This window comes from Corynebacterium sp. HMSC05C01 (assembly GCF_001807155.1).
GTDB classification, from domain to species: domain Bacteria; phylum Actinomycetota; class Actinomycetes; order Mycobacteriales; family Mycobacteriaceae; genus Corynebacterium; species Corynebacterium coyleae.
This window is the reverse complement of the sequence record NZ_KV787933.1, coordinates 38,554-53,218: the sequence shown is the minus strand read 5'-3', so window position 1 is coordinate 53,218 and position 14,665 is coordinate 38,554. Positions and strand designations below refer to the sequence as shown.

15 protein-coding genes are annotated in these 14,665 nt (G+C 61.8%); 8 read left to right on the top strand and 7 right to left on the bottom strand.

Annotated features, from left to right (window positions below; translation table 11 throughout):
- Positions 1–41 precede the first annotated feature (41 nt).
- Complete coding sequence (locus HMPREF3145_RS01235) at positions 42–281, bottom strand: hypothetical protein (RefSeq protein ID WP_070421446.1); 240 nt, start codon at positions 279–281, stop codon at positions 42–44.
- 10 nt (positions 282–291) lie between these two features.
- Between HMPREF3145_RS01235 and HMPREF3145_RS01230 the strand changes: the two genes are divergently transcribed.
- The 3 genes from HMPREF3145_RS01230 to HMPREF3145_RS01220 are packed head-to-tail and all read left to right on the top strand — an operon-like array spanning position 292 to position 2,290.
- Entirely contained in the window at positions 292–1,101 is an 810-nt protein-coding gene (locus HMPREF3145_RS01230) for a DNA-formamidopyrimidine glycosylase family protein (protein WP_070421487.1), read from the top strand.
- Positions 1,102–1,134: 33 nt separating this feature from the next.
- Entirely contained in the window at positions 1,135–2,031 is an 897-nt protein-coding gene (locus tag HMPREF3145_RS01225) for a RelA/SpoT domain-containing protein (protein WP_070421445.1), read from the top strand.
- Positions 2,032–2,041: 10 nt separating this feature from the next.
- Positions 2,042–2,290 carry a hypothetical protein gene (locus tag HMPREF3145_RS01220; protein ID WP_070421444.1) on the top strand — a complete coding sequence of 83 codons (249 nt, stop codon included), beginning with the start codon at positions 2,042–2,044 and terminating at the stop codon, positions 2,288–2,290.
- 48 nt (positions 2,291–2,338) lie between these two features.
- On the opposite strand, the gene HMPREF3145_RS01215 is transcribed toward HMPREF3145_RS01220, so the two are convergent.
- From HMPREF3145_RS01215 to pgi, 3 genes are read right to left on the bottom strand one after another with little or no spacing between them, the layout of a single operon-like run.
- Positions 2,339–2,986, bottom strand: coding sequence for a DedA family protein (locus HMPREF3145_RS01215; RefSeq protein WP_070421443.1), 648 nt, complete (start codon positions 2,984–2,986; stop codon positions 2,339–2,341).
- A 15-nt stretch (positions 2,987–3,001) separates the two neighbouring features.
- Entirely contained in the window at positions 3,002–4,489 is a 1,488-nt protein-coding gene (locus HMPREF3145_RS01210) for a glutamate-cysteine ligase family protein (protein ID WP_070421442.1), read from the bottom strand.
- Positions 4,489–6,126, bottom strand: a complete 1,638-nt coding sequence (gene pgi / locus HMPREF3145_RS01205; RefSeq protein WP_070421486.1) for a glucose-6-phosphate isomerase — start codon at positions 6,124–6,126, stop codon at positions 4,489–4,491. Before pgi ends, HMPREF3145_RS01210 begins: the two co-directional genes overlap by 1 nt.
- Before the next feature lie 119 nt (positions 6,127–6,245).
- On the opposite strand from pgi, the gene HMPREF3145_RS01200 reads away from it, so the two are divergent.
- A complete protein-coding gene (locus HMPREF3145_RS01200) occupies positions 6,246–6,581 on the top strand; it encodes an antibiotic biosynthesis monooxygenase family protein (RefSeq protein ID WP_070421441.1) in 336 nt (111 codons plus the stop codon).
- A gap of 27 nt (positions 6,582–6,608) precedes the next feature.
- Here the strand turns inward: HMPREF3145_RS01200 and HMPREF3145_RS01195 are convergent, their stop codons facing one another.
- Positions 6,609–6,902 carry a chorismate mutase gene (locus HMPREF3145_RS01195; RefSeq protein ID WP_070421440.1) on the bottom strand — a complete coding sequence of 98 codons (294 nt, stop codon included), beginning with the start codon at positions 6,900–6,902 and terminating at the stop codon, positions 6,609–6,611.
- 68 nt (positions 6,903–6,970) lie between these two features.
- On the opposite strand from HMPREF3145_RS01195, the gene pcrA reads away from it, so the two are divergent.
- Positions 6,971–9,283, top strand: coding sequence for a DNA helicase PcrA (gene pcrA / locus HMPREF3145_RS01190; protein ID WP_070421439.1), 2,313 nt, complete (start codon positions 6,971–6,973; stop codon positions 9,281–9,283).
- Here pcrA and HMPREF3145_RS01185 read toward each other — a convergent pair.
- Both HMPREF3145_RS01185 and HMPREF3145_RS01180 read right to left on the bottom strand, forming a co-directional pair.
- Positions 9,280–9,978 (bottom strand): M23 family metallopeptidase, encoded by a 699-nt coding sequence (locus tag HMPREF3145_RS01185; RefSeq protein ID WP_224212937.1) that lies wholly within the window; start codon positions 9,976–9,978, stop codon positions 9,280–9,282. The two genes, pcrA and HMPREF3145_RS01185, sit on opposite strands and share 4 nt — an antisense overlap.
- A gap of 287 nt (positions 9,979–10,265) precedes the next feature.
- On the bottom strand, positions 10,266–10,991 hold the full coding sequence (locus HMPREF3145_RS01180; RefSeq protein WP_070421437.1) for a M23 family metallopeptidase: 726 nt from the start codon (positions 10,989–10,991) through the stop codon (positions 10,266–10,268).
- A gap of 301 nt (positions 10,992–11,292) precedes the next feature.
- Here HMPREF3145_RS01180 and HMPREF3145_RS01175 point away from each other — a divergent pair, with 301 nt between their 5' ends.
- The 3 genes from HMPREF3145_RS01175 to purH are packed head-to-tail and all read left to right on the top strand — an operon-like array spanning position 11,293 to position 14,664.
- On the top strand, positions 11,293–12,531 hold the full coding sequence (locus tag HMPREF3145_RS01175; protein WP_070421436.1) for a cell division protein PerM: 1,239 nt from the start codon (positions 11,293–11,295) through the stop codon (positions 12,529–12,531).
- Between the two features lie 10 nt (positions 12,532–12,541).
- Complete coding sequence (gene purN / locus HMPREF3145_RS01170) at positions 12,542–13,123, top strand: phosphoribosylglycinamide formyltransferase (protein ID WP_371325687.1); 582 nt, start codon at positions 12,542–12,544, stop codon at positions 13,121–13,123.
- Positions 13,120–14,664 carry a bifunctional phosphoribosylaminoimidazolecarboxamide formyltransferase/IMP cyclohydrolase gene (purH, locus tag HMPREF3145_RS01165; RefSeq protein ID WP_070421434.1) on the top strand — a complete coding sequence of 515 codons (1,545 nt, stop codon included), beginning with the start codon at positions 13,120–13,122 and terminating at the stop codon, positions 14,662–14,664. Before purN ends, purH begins: the two co-directional genes overlap by 4 nt.
- Position 14,665: the final 1 nt, after the last annotated feature.

Below are 14,665 nucleotides of genomic sequence, written 5' to 3'. Positions count from 1 at the left end.
CAACGCGCCCGACGTGACAATCAAACGTTCGAACACCCGTTCTATTGCAACTGCTTGACCAGGTGCGCTGCCGCCGCAAGGCCGAGCCGCGGATTCGCCTCGCGCACGTCCTTCACCGCGCGCACATACTCGACCTCAGGGTCGGTGCCGGTCTCCGCGAGCACCCCGCGCGCCCACTCGACTGCGGCGTCCATGTCGGGGAAGAAGCCGACGAGCGACTCCTCCGGGGTCGGCCCGGCATTGACCACACTGTTGAAAATGTTGCGTAAAAAGCGGAACATGGGCCCCACTATGCCTGAAGGTGATTCCGTTTATCAGCTCTCGAAGCGCCTGCAGTGGATGCAGAACCGCGAAGTCGCAGCCACAAGCATTCGCGTCCCGCGCTACGCCACCGTTGATTTCACGGGCATGACCTGCGAGCGCGTTTGGCCTCGCGGCAAGCACCTCTTCATGCAGTTCGCTAAAGGCGGCCACCAGGCGCAGATCCTGCACACGCACCTCAAAATGGAGGGCACGTGGTCGATGCATCGCGCCGGAACACGCTGGAAGAAGCCTGGTCATGCGGCTCGCGTGGTGCTTTCGCTTAGCGACGACCCCCAGCCCGACATCGAACTCGTCGGCTTTTGGCTCGGCCTCGTTCGGGTGTTCCCCGCCCGCCAATACGAGCAGGAGATGGGGTATCTCGGTCCGGATTTGCTCGACCCGGATTTCGATCTGGCGGAGGCGGTCAGGCGCATTGAGGCACAGCCGAACCTCGAAATCGGACGTGCCCTGCTGGATCAGCGCAATCTTGCCGGCATTGGGAACGAGTACCGCGCGGAGATCAACTTCCTCGCGGGTACCCACCCGAGGGAACGGGTGGGGGAGGTGGACGTCGAAAAGCATGTGCGTCTTGCGCGACGGCTGATGTGGGCGAATAAAGACGCCCCCGTCCGCGTGACCACTGGGATCAAGCGGGCTGGGGAGACAAGTTACGTGTTCGGCCGCAACAACAAGCCGTGTAGGCGCTGCGGCACGCTCATTGAGAAGGGATTTCTCGGCGGCGACGGCGACCTCGAGCGGGTTATTTGGTGGTGTCCGCGGTGTCAGCCGGAGCCCTGATATATTCCATTTCTGGAAAAGGGGGGGCGAGATATGGACTTTGAATTTTTGAGAGAAAAACGTCCGTGGGAGAAGCGAGAAATCGACCGGCGCGGAGAATATTTCGCTGGTAGTGCCAGTGTTCCTGCGGAAGCCGCGGAGATGATTATCTGGCACGACGAGTTAGCTCGACGGACTGCTGCTGCCTGTGCAGGTTTTGCGCAGGAACTTTTTGGCCAGGAAAACCAAAGTCCGGACATTGTCAGTGCTTATCGAGTGAAATCGCAGGCGACTATTGGTGACAAAATCAGACGGTCGAATGAGGACAAAACGAAGAAGGTTCAACTCGGCCGGATGTGGGATTTCGCCGGGGCTCGAATTACGGCCAACGTGTTGCACGACGATTTGCGCCATCTCTCATGGGAGCTGCAGCAGGTGCTGCGGGCAGAGGGGCATCGTGTGATTGAGCGTGACTATATCGCCCGTGCGCAGCCCGGGGGTTACCGGGCTATTCATCTGGTGGTTCAGTCGGCTGCGGGTAATGTCGAACTCCAAATGCGGACCTTGCTCCAGTCGGAGTGGGCGAACACCTTTGAAAAGTTAGCGGACAAAACTGGGCGAAAGATCCGATACGAAAACGATGCGCGGCCAGGGAACAAAGAGCTAGCCAGGGTTTTTGATGCGCTAGTTGCGATTGCGCGTGATATTCACCATATGGAACGGCAACGAGCAGCGACGCGTCGGAGTAGTTCGAACTCGATGAAGCAGTTAGCGAATATCCCGAGGGGTCTGCCATTGAACTCGAGGCTGCATGAATTGCGGGCGGAAGCTTTTCGAGCATTGTCGTACTCGGAGACTGCTACGAGTCAGCATGCCTCGAGTATTCTGAGCCTCATTGAATCTTTGCGAGCCCTATCGCAACGTCTCAGTTCGTACGAGGTGGAAGAGTGAGGGGGAGACGATGAAGCACTTCCTTATGGTGTTCAACCGCAAGACCGGCGCGCTTCGGATGAAAGAGTATGCGGATGTACGTGATGCGATCCTGCAGCGGCTTGAGGAAGAACAGGCCAACGACAATCCAGATGTCGAGATTGTTGTGATCGGGGCGCCGTCCTTAGAAGACTTGAAGGTTACGCACTCCCGATACTTCGCGGTCGATGAACTTCCCGATGTTGCTTCGTATTGGGCGCAAGGCGAGAAGGTTTCTTAAAGGGGAGAGGGCGACCGTCACTTTCGTGATCGGTCGCCCTCGAGCGGGTTATTTGGTGGTGTCCGCAGTGTCAGACTTTTTCGCCTCCCAGTCGCTGAGTGCGCGGCGGATGAAGAACACCAGGAATCCGAGGATGATCAGGATGAGCACGACGTAGATGACGTTGGAGTAGGTGTCCGCGTACTCGGTGGCCTTTTCCCAGTTGTCGCCGAGGATGTAGCCCAGGTAGATCAGGATGGCGTTCCAGATGCCGGAGCCAAGCGTGGTCCACAGGCCGAAGGTGAGAAGGTTCATGTTGCCCAGGCCCGCCGGGATGGAGATCAGCGACCGCACACCCGGGATGAGGCGACCGATGAACACGCTGGGCTTGCCGTATTTGTTGAAGAAATCCATCGATGCGTCCACGTCGGAGGCGCGCACGAGCCACATCCAATCGGCGATCTTGCGCAGGCGCTCCAGGCCGAGCCAGGCGCCGACGCCGTAGAGGATGTATGCGCCGATGACGGAGCCAAGCACGGACCAGATGAACACGCTGACCATGTTCAGGGATCCCTGCGCGACGGTGAAGCCTGCCAGCGGCAGTACGACCTCGGACGGAATGGGTGGGAAGAGGTTCTCCAAGAGGATCGCAATGCCGACACCGGGGGCGCCAAGGGTTTCCATTAGGCCGACGATCCAGTCGATGATGCTCTGCATTGGGCCTATCTTGCCTTATTCGACCTCAAGGTTCCAAGTGTGCACCGGCGCGTCTGCCTGGGAGTTTTTGATGTACTGCCGCAAAACCCGTGCGAGGCCTTCGGCGCGTTCGCTGGTGGCGGGTTTGGATCCGGCGGCGGCGCGGCTCAGGGCGTCGAGTTGCCAGGTGGCACCGTTTTGGCCGGTGCGTACGCGGCCTTCGATGACACCGAGGTATTCGTCGGCGCAGGATTGGTCCACGTCAAGGGCTCGCAGCCCCTCGTAGGCGAGGTCGAGCAGATGCTTCTCGACGAGCTCACGTACCGGAACCGAACCCAACGTCGGCCATTCCATCTCGGCGTTGATGCCGTGCTTGGCGCCGGCGAGGAAGTTACGGTTTGCGGCGTCGAAGGTGAGGCGCGACCACACAGGTCGGGTCTGGTTGCTTAGGGCTTTGACCAGGCCGTAGTAGAGCGCAGCGTCGGCAACGATGTCCTTGACGGTCGGGCCAGCGGGAAGCAGGCGGTTTTCCACGCGGATGTGGCTGAGTTCGCCCGCCGGATCGTAGATGGGCCGGTTCCAGCGCCAGATCGTGCCGTTGTGCAGGTTGAGGTAGTGCAGGCCAGGGTTGTCGCCGTTCATGAACGGGGTGCCTGCGTCGGCGCGGCCTTCGGGCAGCAGCGGGGAGAAGTAGCGCACGTTTTCTTCAAACAGGTCGAAGACGCTGGTGATCCAGCGTTCGCCGAACCACACACGCGGGCGCACGCCTTGGTTGATCAGTTCTTTGGTGCGTGTATCGATGGACTGTTTGAACACCGGGATGCGCGACTCGTGCCACACCTTGTGGCCGAGGAACAGCGGTGAGTTTGCTGAGAGCGCGACCTGCACACCCGCGATGGCTTGGGAAGCGTTCCACGCTTCCGCGAACCGGTCTGGTGCCACCTGGAGGTGTAGCTGCATGGATGTGCAGGTGGATTCGGGGGCGATGGTCTCAAAGTAGTGGGTGTATTTCTCCTCGCCCCGCAGGTCGATTTTGACCAGTTCACCGCGCGATTCCAGGATCGAGTTGTTCAGTCCGGCGTAGCGATTCTCTGGCGTCATCCACTCGTCGCTATCGAGAAACTGCGAGGTCATCGTGGGCAGGGTGCCGATCATTGCCAGGTGCGACCCGGCCCGCTTTGCTGCCTCGCGCACGCGGGCAAGTCGCTTCTCGACGCCACCAGCCAACTCCGCTAGCCCCTGGCCTTGAATATCCAAGGGTGGGTGGTTCATCTCCACGTTGTAAGCGCCGATTTCGGCCTGGTACTCGCTATCAAGCAGCGCGAGCACGGCTTGGTTGTTGGGGTGGGGGAGCATGGTGTCGTCGACAAGATTGAGCTCCAACTCCAGCCCGATCGTGCCGTGATCGACGAACTCGGCGCCCTGGAGGTGCCGGTCGAAGCGCTCCAGCTCATCCTCGAGCCGACGGCGGTACGTGGTGCGCTGGCGTGGCGTGTAGGACTCGGATGAGATGGCGTCGCCCATTAGCGGTGCTCCCTAAACCAGGTGATGAGGTTGTCGGTGGATTGGTCGCCGGAGGCGGGCTCTTCCTCGCCCGCAACGGCAGCGGCGAGGTCATTGGCCTGAGCCTTGCCCAACTCCACGCCCCACTGGTCGAAGGCGTTGATGCCCCAGATGGCGGCCTCCACGAACACGATGTGCTCGTACAACGCAATCAACGCGCCGAGGGAGTGCGGGGAGAGTTCCTCCGCCAGGATCGTGGTGGTGGGGCGGTTGCCAGGCATAACCTTGTGCGGCGCAAGTGCATGCGGGACACCTTCTGCTTCGATTTCCTGCTGGGTTTTGCCAAACGCCAGCACCTTCGTCTGCGCGAAGAAATTACCCATGAGCAGGTCGTGCATGGAGCCTTCGCCGGTGGCGGTGGGCAGATCAGCGCGTGGTTTGGCAAAGCCGATGAAGTCCGCCGGAATCAGTGTGGTGCCCTGGTGGATCAATTGGAAAAAGGCGTGTTGGCCGTTGGTGCCGGGCTCGCCGAAGAAGATTTCGCCGGTGTCATAGGTGACCGGGGTGCCGTCGATACGCGTGCGCTTGCCGTTGGACTCCATGGTCAACTGCTGCAGATACGCCGGGAAGCGGGCGAGGTCCTGCGCGTACGGCAACACCGCATGGGTCTGGGCCTGGTAGAAGTTGCGGTACCACACGTTGAGCAGCCCCATGAGTACAGGCACGTTGCGCTCGAAATCGGTGGTGCGGAAGTGCTCATCCATCGCGTGGAACCCGGCGAGGAACTCGCGGAAACGCTCCGGGCCGATGACCACCATCAGCGACAGGCCGATTGCGGAATCCACCGAGTAGCGGCCGCCAACCCAGTCCCAGAAGCCGAACATGTTGTTCGTATTAATACCGAACTCGGAGACCTTCTCCACATTGGTAGAGACGGCTACGAAGTGCTTCGCAACCGCGGTGTCGTCGCCATCGAAAGCCTCGAGCAGCCAGCGCTTCGCCGCATGCGCGTTGGACAGGGTTTCCTGGGTAGTAAACGTTTTGGAGGCGACGATAAACAGCGTCTGCTCCGGGTCAGCGTCAGCGAGCACCCGGGTCATATCGGCCGGATCCACGTTGGAGACGAACTCCGCGCTCACCCCAGCATCCGCGTAGGTACGCAACGCCTGAGCAGCCATGGCTGGCCCGAGGTCAGAGCCGCCGATGCCGATGTTGACCACCTTGGTAATCGGCTTGCCCGTGTGGCCGAGCCAATCGCCAGAGCGCACCGACTCCGCAAACGCACTCATGCGCTCCAGCACATCGTGCACGTCAGCGGTGACATCCTGGCCGTCGACGATCAGCGCCCGATCCGCCGGGGCGCGCAGCGCGGTGTGCAGCACAGCCCGGTCCTCGGTGGTGTTGAGGTGCTCGCCCGAAAACATTGCAGTGATGCGTTCGGTCAGGTCGGCGTCGTCGGCAAGTGCAATCAGCGCCTCCATGACACGCCCGTTGAACAGGTTCTTCGACAGATCCACGTGCAAACCGGCGGCGTCGAAAGTGAAGCGCTCGGCGCGCTGCGCGTCGGCCCGAAACAGATCACGCAGCGTCGTGCGAGACGTTTCAGCATGGAGTTTTTCGAGCTTTTTCCAGCTCGGTGCGGACGTAATGTCGTGCATTGCAGCCTCCCAGGCGGCGGTAATCATCTCCAGCGTTCAATGCAAACTACGGTAGTCAAAACCTGCCGTACCTTCCGGGTATACACCCCACCACCCGGCAAATCTGGATAATGGCGCCCATGAGCATCGTCAAGATCAACGCGATTACTGTCCCCGAAGGCGCCGGCGAGGAACTCGAGCGCCGCTTCGCTGCCCGCAAGCACGCCATCGACTCCCAGCCCGGCTTCGAAGGCTTCCAGCTTCTGCGCCCAGTCAAGGGGGAGGAGCGCTACTTCGTGGTCACCCGCTGGGCCGACGAGGAGTCCTACAACGCCTGGTGGGAAGGCGCAGGCCGCGCCGGGCACGCTGAAAGCGACAAGGGCGGCGATAACGGTGAGGGCCCGCGCAAGCCGGTGTCACAGTCTGCTGAACTGCTGGAATTTGAGGTCGTGCTCGATTCCACCGAGCAGGACTAGCCGTCCGGAGCGCTAGCCCCAAGTGCGTTAACCCAACTTGCCCCGGCCGAGCCGCAGCAGGATCTGTGCCAGGCCGGGGCCTTCCTCGCCCAACTCGTCGCGGAACTGGTTAATGATGGCCACCTCGCGAGTGTGGACAAGGCGCGTGCCGCCCGAGCCCATGCGTGTCTTACCAATCGCGGCGGAAATCTGGCTGCGGCGCTTCACTGCGTCGAGGATGACGCGGTCAAGTCGGTCGATTTCCTTGCGGTATTCCTGGATCTCCGCGTCCGAAAGGGGATCGTCGGTGCCGGATGGCATGCGGATTTCAAGCTCACTCATGGCAGTAGATTATGCCAGTTCGAACACACGGTCAGGGTCGTGTCGGCGGCGTTAGTACAGTGACTGCCATGACTGATGTGACCCTTGGCCTGAACCCGCAGCAACAGGCGGCCGTCGTGCACGAAGGTAGCCCGCTGCTTATCGTCGCCGGCGCTGGTTCCGGCAAAACTGCGGTGCTGACCCGCCGTATTGCCTATTTGCTGCAAAACCGTGGGGTAGCGCCGTGGCAGATCCTTGCCATCACCTTTACTAATAAGGCCGCAGCGGAGATGAAGGAGCGCGTCGGCCAACTCGTCGGACCTGAGGCGGAACGCATGTGGGTGGCCACGTTCCACTCGGTGTGCGTGCGTATTTTGCGCCAGCAGGCGCAGTTGGTGCCGGGGTTGAATACCAACTTCACTATTTATGATTCGGACGATTCACGTCGACTGCTCGGCATGATCGGCAAAGACATGAACTTGGATCTGAAGAAGTTCTCGCCGCGCGTGCTGGCCAACGCGATTTCGAATCTGAAAAACGAGTTGGTGGATCCGGACCAGGCGCAAGCACAGGCGCAACGCACCCACAACCCGTTCGAGACCACGGTGGCGAACGTGTTCGCGGAATATCAGCGCCGCCTGCGTCAATCCAACGCGCTCGATTTCGACGATCTGATCGGCGAGGTAGTCCGCATCTTCAAGACGCATCCGCAGGTCACGGAGTACTACCGGCGTCGCTTCAGGCATGTGCTTGTCGACGAATACCAGGACACCAACCACGCTCAATACGAACTCATCCACACCCTGGTGGGCGACGGCCCCGACGCGCCCGAGCTGGCGGTGGTGGGCGATTCTGACCAGTCCATTTACGCCTTCCGTGGCGCGACGATCCGCAACATCGAGGAGTTCGAGCGCGACTACCCCGATGCGGAGACGATCATGCTGGAGCAGAACTACCGCTCCACGCAGAACATCTTGAGTGCCGCGAACGCTGTCATCGCGCAGAACGAGGGCCGCCGCCCGAAGAAGCTGTGGACTGACCACGGCACGGGGGAGAAGATCGTCGGCTATGTCGCGGACAACGAGCACGACGAGGCCCGCTTCATCGCCACGGAAATCGATGCCCTGTCGGATCGCGGCGTGCCGTACTCGGATATCGCAGTGATGTATCGCACCAACAACGCCTCGCGCGCGTTGGAAGACATTTTCATCCGCTCGGGTATTCCGTACAAGGTAGTCGGCGGGACCCGCTTCTACGAGCGCCGCGAGATCCGCGACATCGTTGCTTACCTGAAGGTGCTAGAAAACCCGGACGACACGGTGAGCATGCGGCGCATTGTCAACGTGCCAAAACGCGGCATTGGCGACAAGGCGCAAGCCATGGTGGCGCTGCACTCGGAGCAAAACAATCAAAGCTTTGGGCGTTCGCTTATCGACGCCACTGAGGGCAACGTGGACATGCTGGCCAAGGCCGCCACGAACTCCATTACCCGCTTCGTGGACATGATGAGGGGGCTCCGCCAGGACATGCCGAACATGGTCAATGAGGTCACCGGCATGCCAGACCTCGGGCAACTGGTCGCCCAGGTGCTTGATGCCACCGGCTACAAGGCAGAGCTTGAAGCCTCCAACGACCCGCAGGACGGGGCGCGCCTGGACAACCTCAACGAGTTGGTCTCTGTCGCCCGTGAGTTCTCCTCGGACGCTGCGAACCAGATGGCGTACATGACCGATGAAGAAATCGACGAGGTTATGCAGGAAGGCGAACCCGCGCCGGGATCACTGCAGGCGTTTTTGGAGAAGGTTTCGCTCGTCGCTGATGCGGATCAGTTGCCGGACAACGAGCAGGGCGTGGTCACGTTGATGACGTTGCACACTGCAAAGGGCCTGGAGTTCCCGGTGGTGTTTGTTACCGGCTGGGAGGACGGACAGTTCCCACACCTGCGTGCGTTGGGGGATCCAGCGGAGCTCGCCGAGGAACGTCGCCTGGCGTATGTGGGGATTACGCGCGCCCGCGAGCGGCTATATCTGACGCGTGCGATGCTGCGCTCATCGTGGGGCTCTCCGGTAACCAACCCGGCCAGTCGCTTCCTCGCAGAGGTCCCGGAGGACCTCATCGACTGGCGCAGGTTGGAACCGGAGCGCTCCTTCAACGCGGATGCGTGGGGCTCGCCCTCGCGTCCACGCACGCAGATGCGCTCTGCGCGCCGTGCACCGAAACAGACGGTGCACAAGAATTTGAACTTAGTGGCCGGAGACCGCGTCAACCACGCGAAGTACGGGTTGGGCACGGTCCTCACCGTGGAAGGTTCCGGCGTGAGGGAGACGGTGACAATCGATTTCGGGTCGTCTGGCACCGTCAGGCTGATGACCATCGGCGGGGTGCCGATGGAAAAGCTTTAGATCCGGATACCCTGCTGGGCCAGCCAGACCTCGGGGTCGGCGTGGTTCACACCGTCCGGCTTGACCTCGAAGTGGAGGTGCGGGCCCGTGGAGTAGCCCTCGTTGCCGATGGAGGCGATCTTCTGGCCCGCCTTGACGCGCTGGCCGACCTGCACGTCGTAGTAACGCATGTGGCCGTAGACGGTCTCTTCGCCACCGTCGTGCTTGATCACGACCCAGTTGCCAAAGCCCTGCGCCGGACCTGCTGCGGTGACGGTGCCGTCCATTGCCGCGTAGATCGGGGTGCCTTCCGTGTTGGCAATGTCGATGCCACGGTGGAACGTGCCCCAGCGTGGACCGTAACCGGAGGTGTAGCGGCCAGACGCCGGCATGACCACGGTGCGGCCATCTGCGGTGCGGCCGCGCTGCGGTGCGACCCAGTCCGTGCCATCGGCAGGAGCGAACGCGGCCGACAGCGGCGCATCGAGGGCGCGCGGGTCGTACACGATCTTGTAGCCGCCGGCGGTCACGGTTGCACCGTTGTCCAGGATGGCGTCTGCAGCCTTTGCAAGGGCGCCCAAGGCGTCGCCCTGGTTGCCGATAGGTGCGCCACCGACAGTGAGGGTCAGTGCGTGCGCTGGCGACGCTACAAGCGTCAGCGCCAATGCTGCAGCGGCTGCCACGGAGGCACCGGGGAACATACGACTGGTTTTCACAGTTTTACCTTCTCTACGCAGGTCTGGTTCGGCGCAGCTTTGGCTACGCGCACAGCAGGTCAATTTAACGTGTGTCCACCCGCGAAGCAATGGCGTGACCTGCACGTTTGTTCTAATTGGGCGTAGCTATGTGGTATCGCTGCAGGCAGGCGCGATGTTACTGAAGTGAAATTTGTTACGGATGTTAATTGCCTGTGGGGGTGGATGGTGTACCCCCGCATGCTCCGAAAAGTTGGACACCCAACAATGAAAAAGCCCCGCCGAAGCGGGGCAGAAGTCTGTGTGGCTTAGAGCTGGATGCCGCGTGCGGCCAACCAAGGCTCCGGGTCGACGGCGGTTGCGCCGTCCGGCCAGATTTCAAAGTGCAGGTGCGAGCCGGTGGAGAAGCCCAGCGAACCCATGCCGGCGATGTCCTGGCCGGCATGGACCTGCTCGCCGACGCCTACGTACAGAGACTGCATGTGGCCGTAGACGGAAATGGAGCCGTCCTCGTGGCGGATGCGGATCCACTGGCCGTAGCCCTGGGCCGGGCCGGAGTCGATCACAGTGCCATCGGCAACTGCGCGGATCGGGGTGCCTTCCACGTTGGCGATATCGATGCCGGAGTGCATCGAACCCCAGCGCATGCCGAAGCCGGAGGTGTAAGCGCCGTCGGCCGGGCGGACGACCAGCGGGGCACGTGCTGCTTCGTCTTGGCGAGCGACCTCGTCGGAGTGCTGGACTGCCTTGTTGAGCTGGTCGGTAAGGTTCTCAACCGGCTTGTACTCCGCGATCGCCAGGATCTGCGGGGTTGCGGCGTCGCTGTCTGGGGTGCCGGCAATTTCGTCGGTATCGGCTGCGAGCTGGATGGAGTAATCCGCGTCTTGGCTCTTGTCTGATGTGAGAGCGCCTGCGGCGAGGCCGGAGAAGCCGGCGGTGGAAACCGCGCCAGTGGCGGCGGCGACGACAGCTGCGCGACCCGTGTTCGGCGTCTGCTTACGGTGCTTGCCGCCCTGCTTCTTCGAAATGAACATTTGCCCTCTTTGAGATTTCCCGTTGGTCCCGAATCTTCCCTGCTGGCAGTGTTTCCGGCAGGGGAATCGTAACCTTCCTGTTATCTACGAGTGGTTACTGTAACGAATTGGTTTCATCGGGGCAAGATGAATCTGAAAATTGTCTTAATCGTTCGCTGTCTCTGCAGTGTTACATCCCGGTCGCATCCACGTCATGTGTAGTCGTGTGTGAACGGTGTGACTCTCCGGACGGGTGGGGCAAATTGGAAGATCGGGTGTCCTTCCCCAGAAGTGGGGGTGAGGAGTGGCAGAGTTGGCGGGGATGAGCACCACACCGAAACCACGCCCGGCGTCGTCGACAAGCGGGCGCCGCGCGCGCAACGCCAGCATGTCCAAGCGCAAGATCACCGGTATTAAGAAGCGGTCTGCCCCCGCAAAGGTCCCGGAGACGACCGAAGAGCGGATCAAGCACTACCTGCCGTATGTCGCTGTGCCGAATGCTGTCGTCGGGCTCGGGCTGCTTGTGGTGTGCTTTGCCGTCATCCTCATCGCAGGTTGGCGCCTGACCTACTTGCCTGCCGCGGTGGGGGAGAGCTGGTTCGTCTTCCACGGAGTGCCAGTGCGTATCGACGACATCGAGCTCGCCGCCGTACCCCTTTTGCCAGCCATCGGTGTTGTCGCACTCGTGGCGCGCCGTATCCGTGCGGCTACGGCGGGACGAGTAAGCATCCTGGACCTCCTCGTGCTGCTTGGTCTTGTCATCGGCTTTGCGCTGGTGTTCAGCGGCATCGCGTTGTTCATGGTCGCTGACGCGTCGGCCGTCTATCCGGTGGCCGCACCACACCCCGTGGCCGCGCTGCTTTGCCCGGTCATCTTGCACCTCATTGGTTACTGCATCGGAATCCGCAACGTGGTGTGGCATGCGCTCGCGAAGCGTGCGGGGGTTCCCGCGGAAACCGTTGATGCAGGTGAGGCTGCAGGCAACATCGTTGTACGCCTGCTGAGTGCAGCCGCAGTGATCTACCTTGCGTTCCTCGTTGCAGGTTTTGGTGAGGTTCGCGAACTGCTCGGCCAGTACCCATCCCTCGGGTGGGGCGGCGGTATTGGCCTGTTCGTGCTCTGTGTGGCGTACCTGCCAAATGCGGCTATCGGGGCGCTGTCGGTCATGCTCGGCGGGTCCTTTACCTACGGTGCCGGTTCGATAAACCTCTTCGACGCAGTCCAGATCCCGTACCCACCCCTGCCCCTGTTTGGTGCGATCCCGGCGGAGGTGCCCGCGTGGGCGCCGGTGCTGTTGGTGGTGCCGGCGGCGGTGCTGGTGCATTACTTCGTCGCAAAGCAAGTGTCTCTGATTGCTATTGCAGCAACTGCCACGTGGTGCGCCCTATTCGGCGCGGCCGCAGGCGTCTTCTCCTCAGGGCAAGCAGGCGCTTATGGGGTCATCGGCGTGGACCCTTGGGTGCTGGCGCTACTGCTATTTGTATGGGTTGCCGTCACCGGTGCAACCGTGTTGGGGGTAGCTGCGCTAAGGCAACGCACACCTGCGAACACTGACAGCTAGACTGCTTCGCGTGAGTGATTCAGTGAAATCAATTGCTGTGCTCGTCTCTGGAACGGGTACGTTGCTGCGGTCCATGATCGACAATGCGCAAGGTCGCTACCGCATCGACATTGTGGTGGCGGATCAAATTTGCCCAGCGATCCAACGTGCGAAGAACGCGGGTATCCGCACCGCAGTGGTGCCAATGGAAACCAACCGCAACGCGTGGAACGAAAAACTTGCCGCCACGCTTGCGTCCGTGAAGCCAGACCTTGTCGTTTCGGCGGGCTTCATGCGCATCCTGGGCAAGCCCTTCCTTGAGAAGTATGAAGGTCGAACCATCAACGCGCACCCGTCGTTGCTGCCATCATTCCCGGGCGCACACGCTGTCCGGGATGCTCTGGAATACGGTGTGAAGGTCACCGGCTGCACCGTCCACTACGTCGATTCCGGACTGGATAGCGGCGAGATCATCGCCCAGCGTGCCGTTGAGGTGCTGCCGGACGACACCACCTCCACGCTGCACGAGCGCATCAAGAAGGTCGAGCGCGAGCAGATCGTGGAACTGCTCCATAACGCTCAAGTAGTAAACGGAAAGGTCCTTTTCTCATGACGAATGCCGCGAAGCGGGAAATCAAGCGCGCGCTAATCAGCGTCTACGACAAGACGGGGCTGGAGGATCTGGCTCGCGCGTTGGGCGAAGCCGGCATAGAAATCGTCTCCACCGGTTCCACCGCGAAGCGCATTGCAGACGCAGGCGTGCCGGTGACCGAGGTTGCAGAGGTCACCGGTTTCCCGGAGGTGCTCGACGGCCGTGTGAAGACGCTGCACCCGCGCGTGCACTCGGGCATCCTGGCAGACCTGCGTAAGGACGACCACAAGGCGCAGCTTGAGGAGCTGGGCATCGAGCCGTTCTCGCTCGTCGTGGTCAACCTGTACCCGTTCGAGGAAACCGTCGCCTCAGGTGCCAACTTTGACGAGTGCGTCGAGCAGATCGATATCGGTGGTCCGTCGATGGTGCGCGCGGCAGCCAAGAACCACCCGTCTGTCGCGGTTGTGACCTCCCCGAAGCGCTACGCCGACGTTGTGGAGGCCGTGAAGAACGGTGGCTTTACGCTCGACGAGCGCCGCGAGCTCGCCCTCGAGGCGTTCACGCACACTGCGCGTTACGACGCCGCCGTGTCCTCCTGGCTCGCCTCCCAGCTCGAGAGCCAGACCGAGTCTGGTGCGCAGACCACGGAACTGCGCTACGGCGAGAACCCGCACCAGGCAGCCCGCCTGGAAAGCGACGGCTGGGGCATTGCCGCTGCGAAGCAGCACGGCGGCAAGGCAATGAGCTACAACAACTACCAGGACGCTGACGCCGCATGGCGTGCGGCTTGGGATCACAACCGTCCGTGCGTCGCGATTATCAAGCACGCCAATCCGTGTGGTCTCGCAGTTTCCGACGAGTCCATCGCGGATGCACACAAGAAGGCACACGCCTGCGACCCTGTCTCTGCTTACGGCGGCGTGATCGCTGCGAACCGCGAGGTTACCCTTGAGCTTGCAGAGCAGATCCACCCGATCTTCACCGAGGTGGTCATCGCCCCGTCTTTCGCGCCGGAAGCACTCGAGCTGCTGCGCACGAAGGAGAACCTGCGCCTGCTGGAGGTCACCCCGGAGCAACTCACCGAGGAACGCAAGCAGATCACCGGTGGTTGGCTGGTCCAGGAGCGCGACCAGTTCCAGGCCGACGGCGACGCAGCCGCCAACTGGAAGCTGGTTGCCGGCGACGCTGCCGACGAGCAGACCCTCGCCGATCTTGAGTTCGCGTGGCGCTCGGTGCGTTGCGTGAAGTCCAACGCCATCCTGATTGCCAACGACGGCGCATCGGTGGGCATCGGCATGGGCCAGGTCAACCGCGTCGATTCGGCCAAGCTGGCCGTTGACCGCGCGAACACACTGGACGAGGGCCGCAACCGCACCAACGGTGCCGTGGCAGCCTCCGACGCGTTCTTCCCGTTTGCCGACGGATTCCAGTTGCTTGCAGACGCCGGTGTGAAGGCCGTTGTCCAGCCCGGCGGATCCATCCGTGACGAGGAAGTCATCGCTGCAGCCAAGGAAGCCGGCGTGACCATGTATCTCACCGGAACCCGCCACTTCGCCCACTAAC

Excerpts from the sequence above, each read along its gene's own strand:
- HMPREF3145_RS01225 (WP_070421445.1), top strand. The coding sequence starts at position 1,135 with ATGGACTTTGAATTTTTGAGAGAAAAACGTCCGTGGGAGAAGCGAGAA.
- HMPREF3145_RS01180 (WP_070421437.1), bottom strand. The coding sequence starts at position 10,991 with ATGTTCATTTCGAAGAAGCAGGGCGGCAAGCACCGTAAGCAGACGCCG.
- HMPREF3145_RS01210 (WP_070421442.1), bottom strand. The coding sequence starts at position 4,489 with ATGGGCGACGCCATCTCATCCGAGTCCTACACGCCACGCCAGCGCACC.
- HMPREF3145_RS01195 (WP_070421440.1), bottom strand. The coding sequence starts at position 6,902 with ATGAGTGAGCTTGAAATCCGCATGCCATCCGGCACCGACGATCCCCTT.
- HMPREF3145_RS01175 (WP_070421436.1), top strand. The coding sequence starts at position 11,293 with ATGAGCACCACACCGAAACCACGCCCGGCGTCGTCGACAAGCGGGCGC.
- HMPREF3145_RS01215 (WP_070421443.1), bottom strand. The coding sequence starts at position 2,986 with ATGCAGAGCATCATCGACTGGATCGTCGGCCTAATGGAAACCCTTGGC.
- HMPREF3145_RS01235 (WP_070421446.1), bottom strand. The coding sequence starts at position 281 with ATGTTCCGCTTTTTACGCAACATTTTCAACAGTGTGGTCAATGCCGGG.
- pcrA (WP_070421439.1), top strand. The coding sequence starts at position 6,971 with ATGACTGATGTGACCCTTGGCCTGAACCCGCAGCAACAGGCGGCCGTC.
- HMPREF3145_RS01230 (WP_070421487.1), top strand. The coding sequence starts at position 292 with ATGCCTGAAGGTGATTCCGTTTATCAGCTCTCGAAGCGCCTGCAGTGG.
- HMPREF3145_RS01200 (WP_070421441.1), top strand. The coding sequence starts at position 6,246 with ATGAGCATCGTCAAGATCAACGCGATTACTGTCCCCGAAGGCGCCGGC.
- pgi (WP_070421486.1), bottom strand. The coding sequence starts at position 6,126 with ATGCACGACATTACGTCCGCACCGAGCTGGAAAAAGCTCGAAAAACTC.
- HMPREF3145_RS01220 (WP_070421444.1), top strand. The coding sequence starts at position 2,042 with ATGAAGCACTTCCTTATGGTGTTCAACCGCAAGACCGGCGCGCTTCGG.
- purH (WP_070421434.1), top strand. The coding sequence starts at position 13,120 with ATGACGAATGCCGCGAAGCGGGAAATCAAGCGCGCGCTAATCAGCGTC.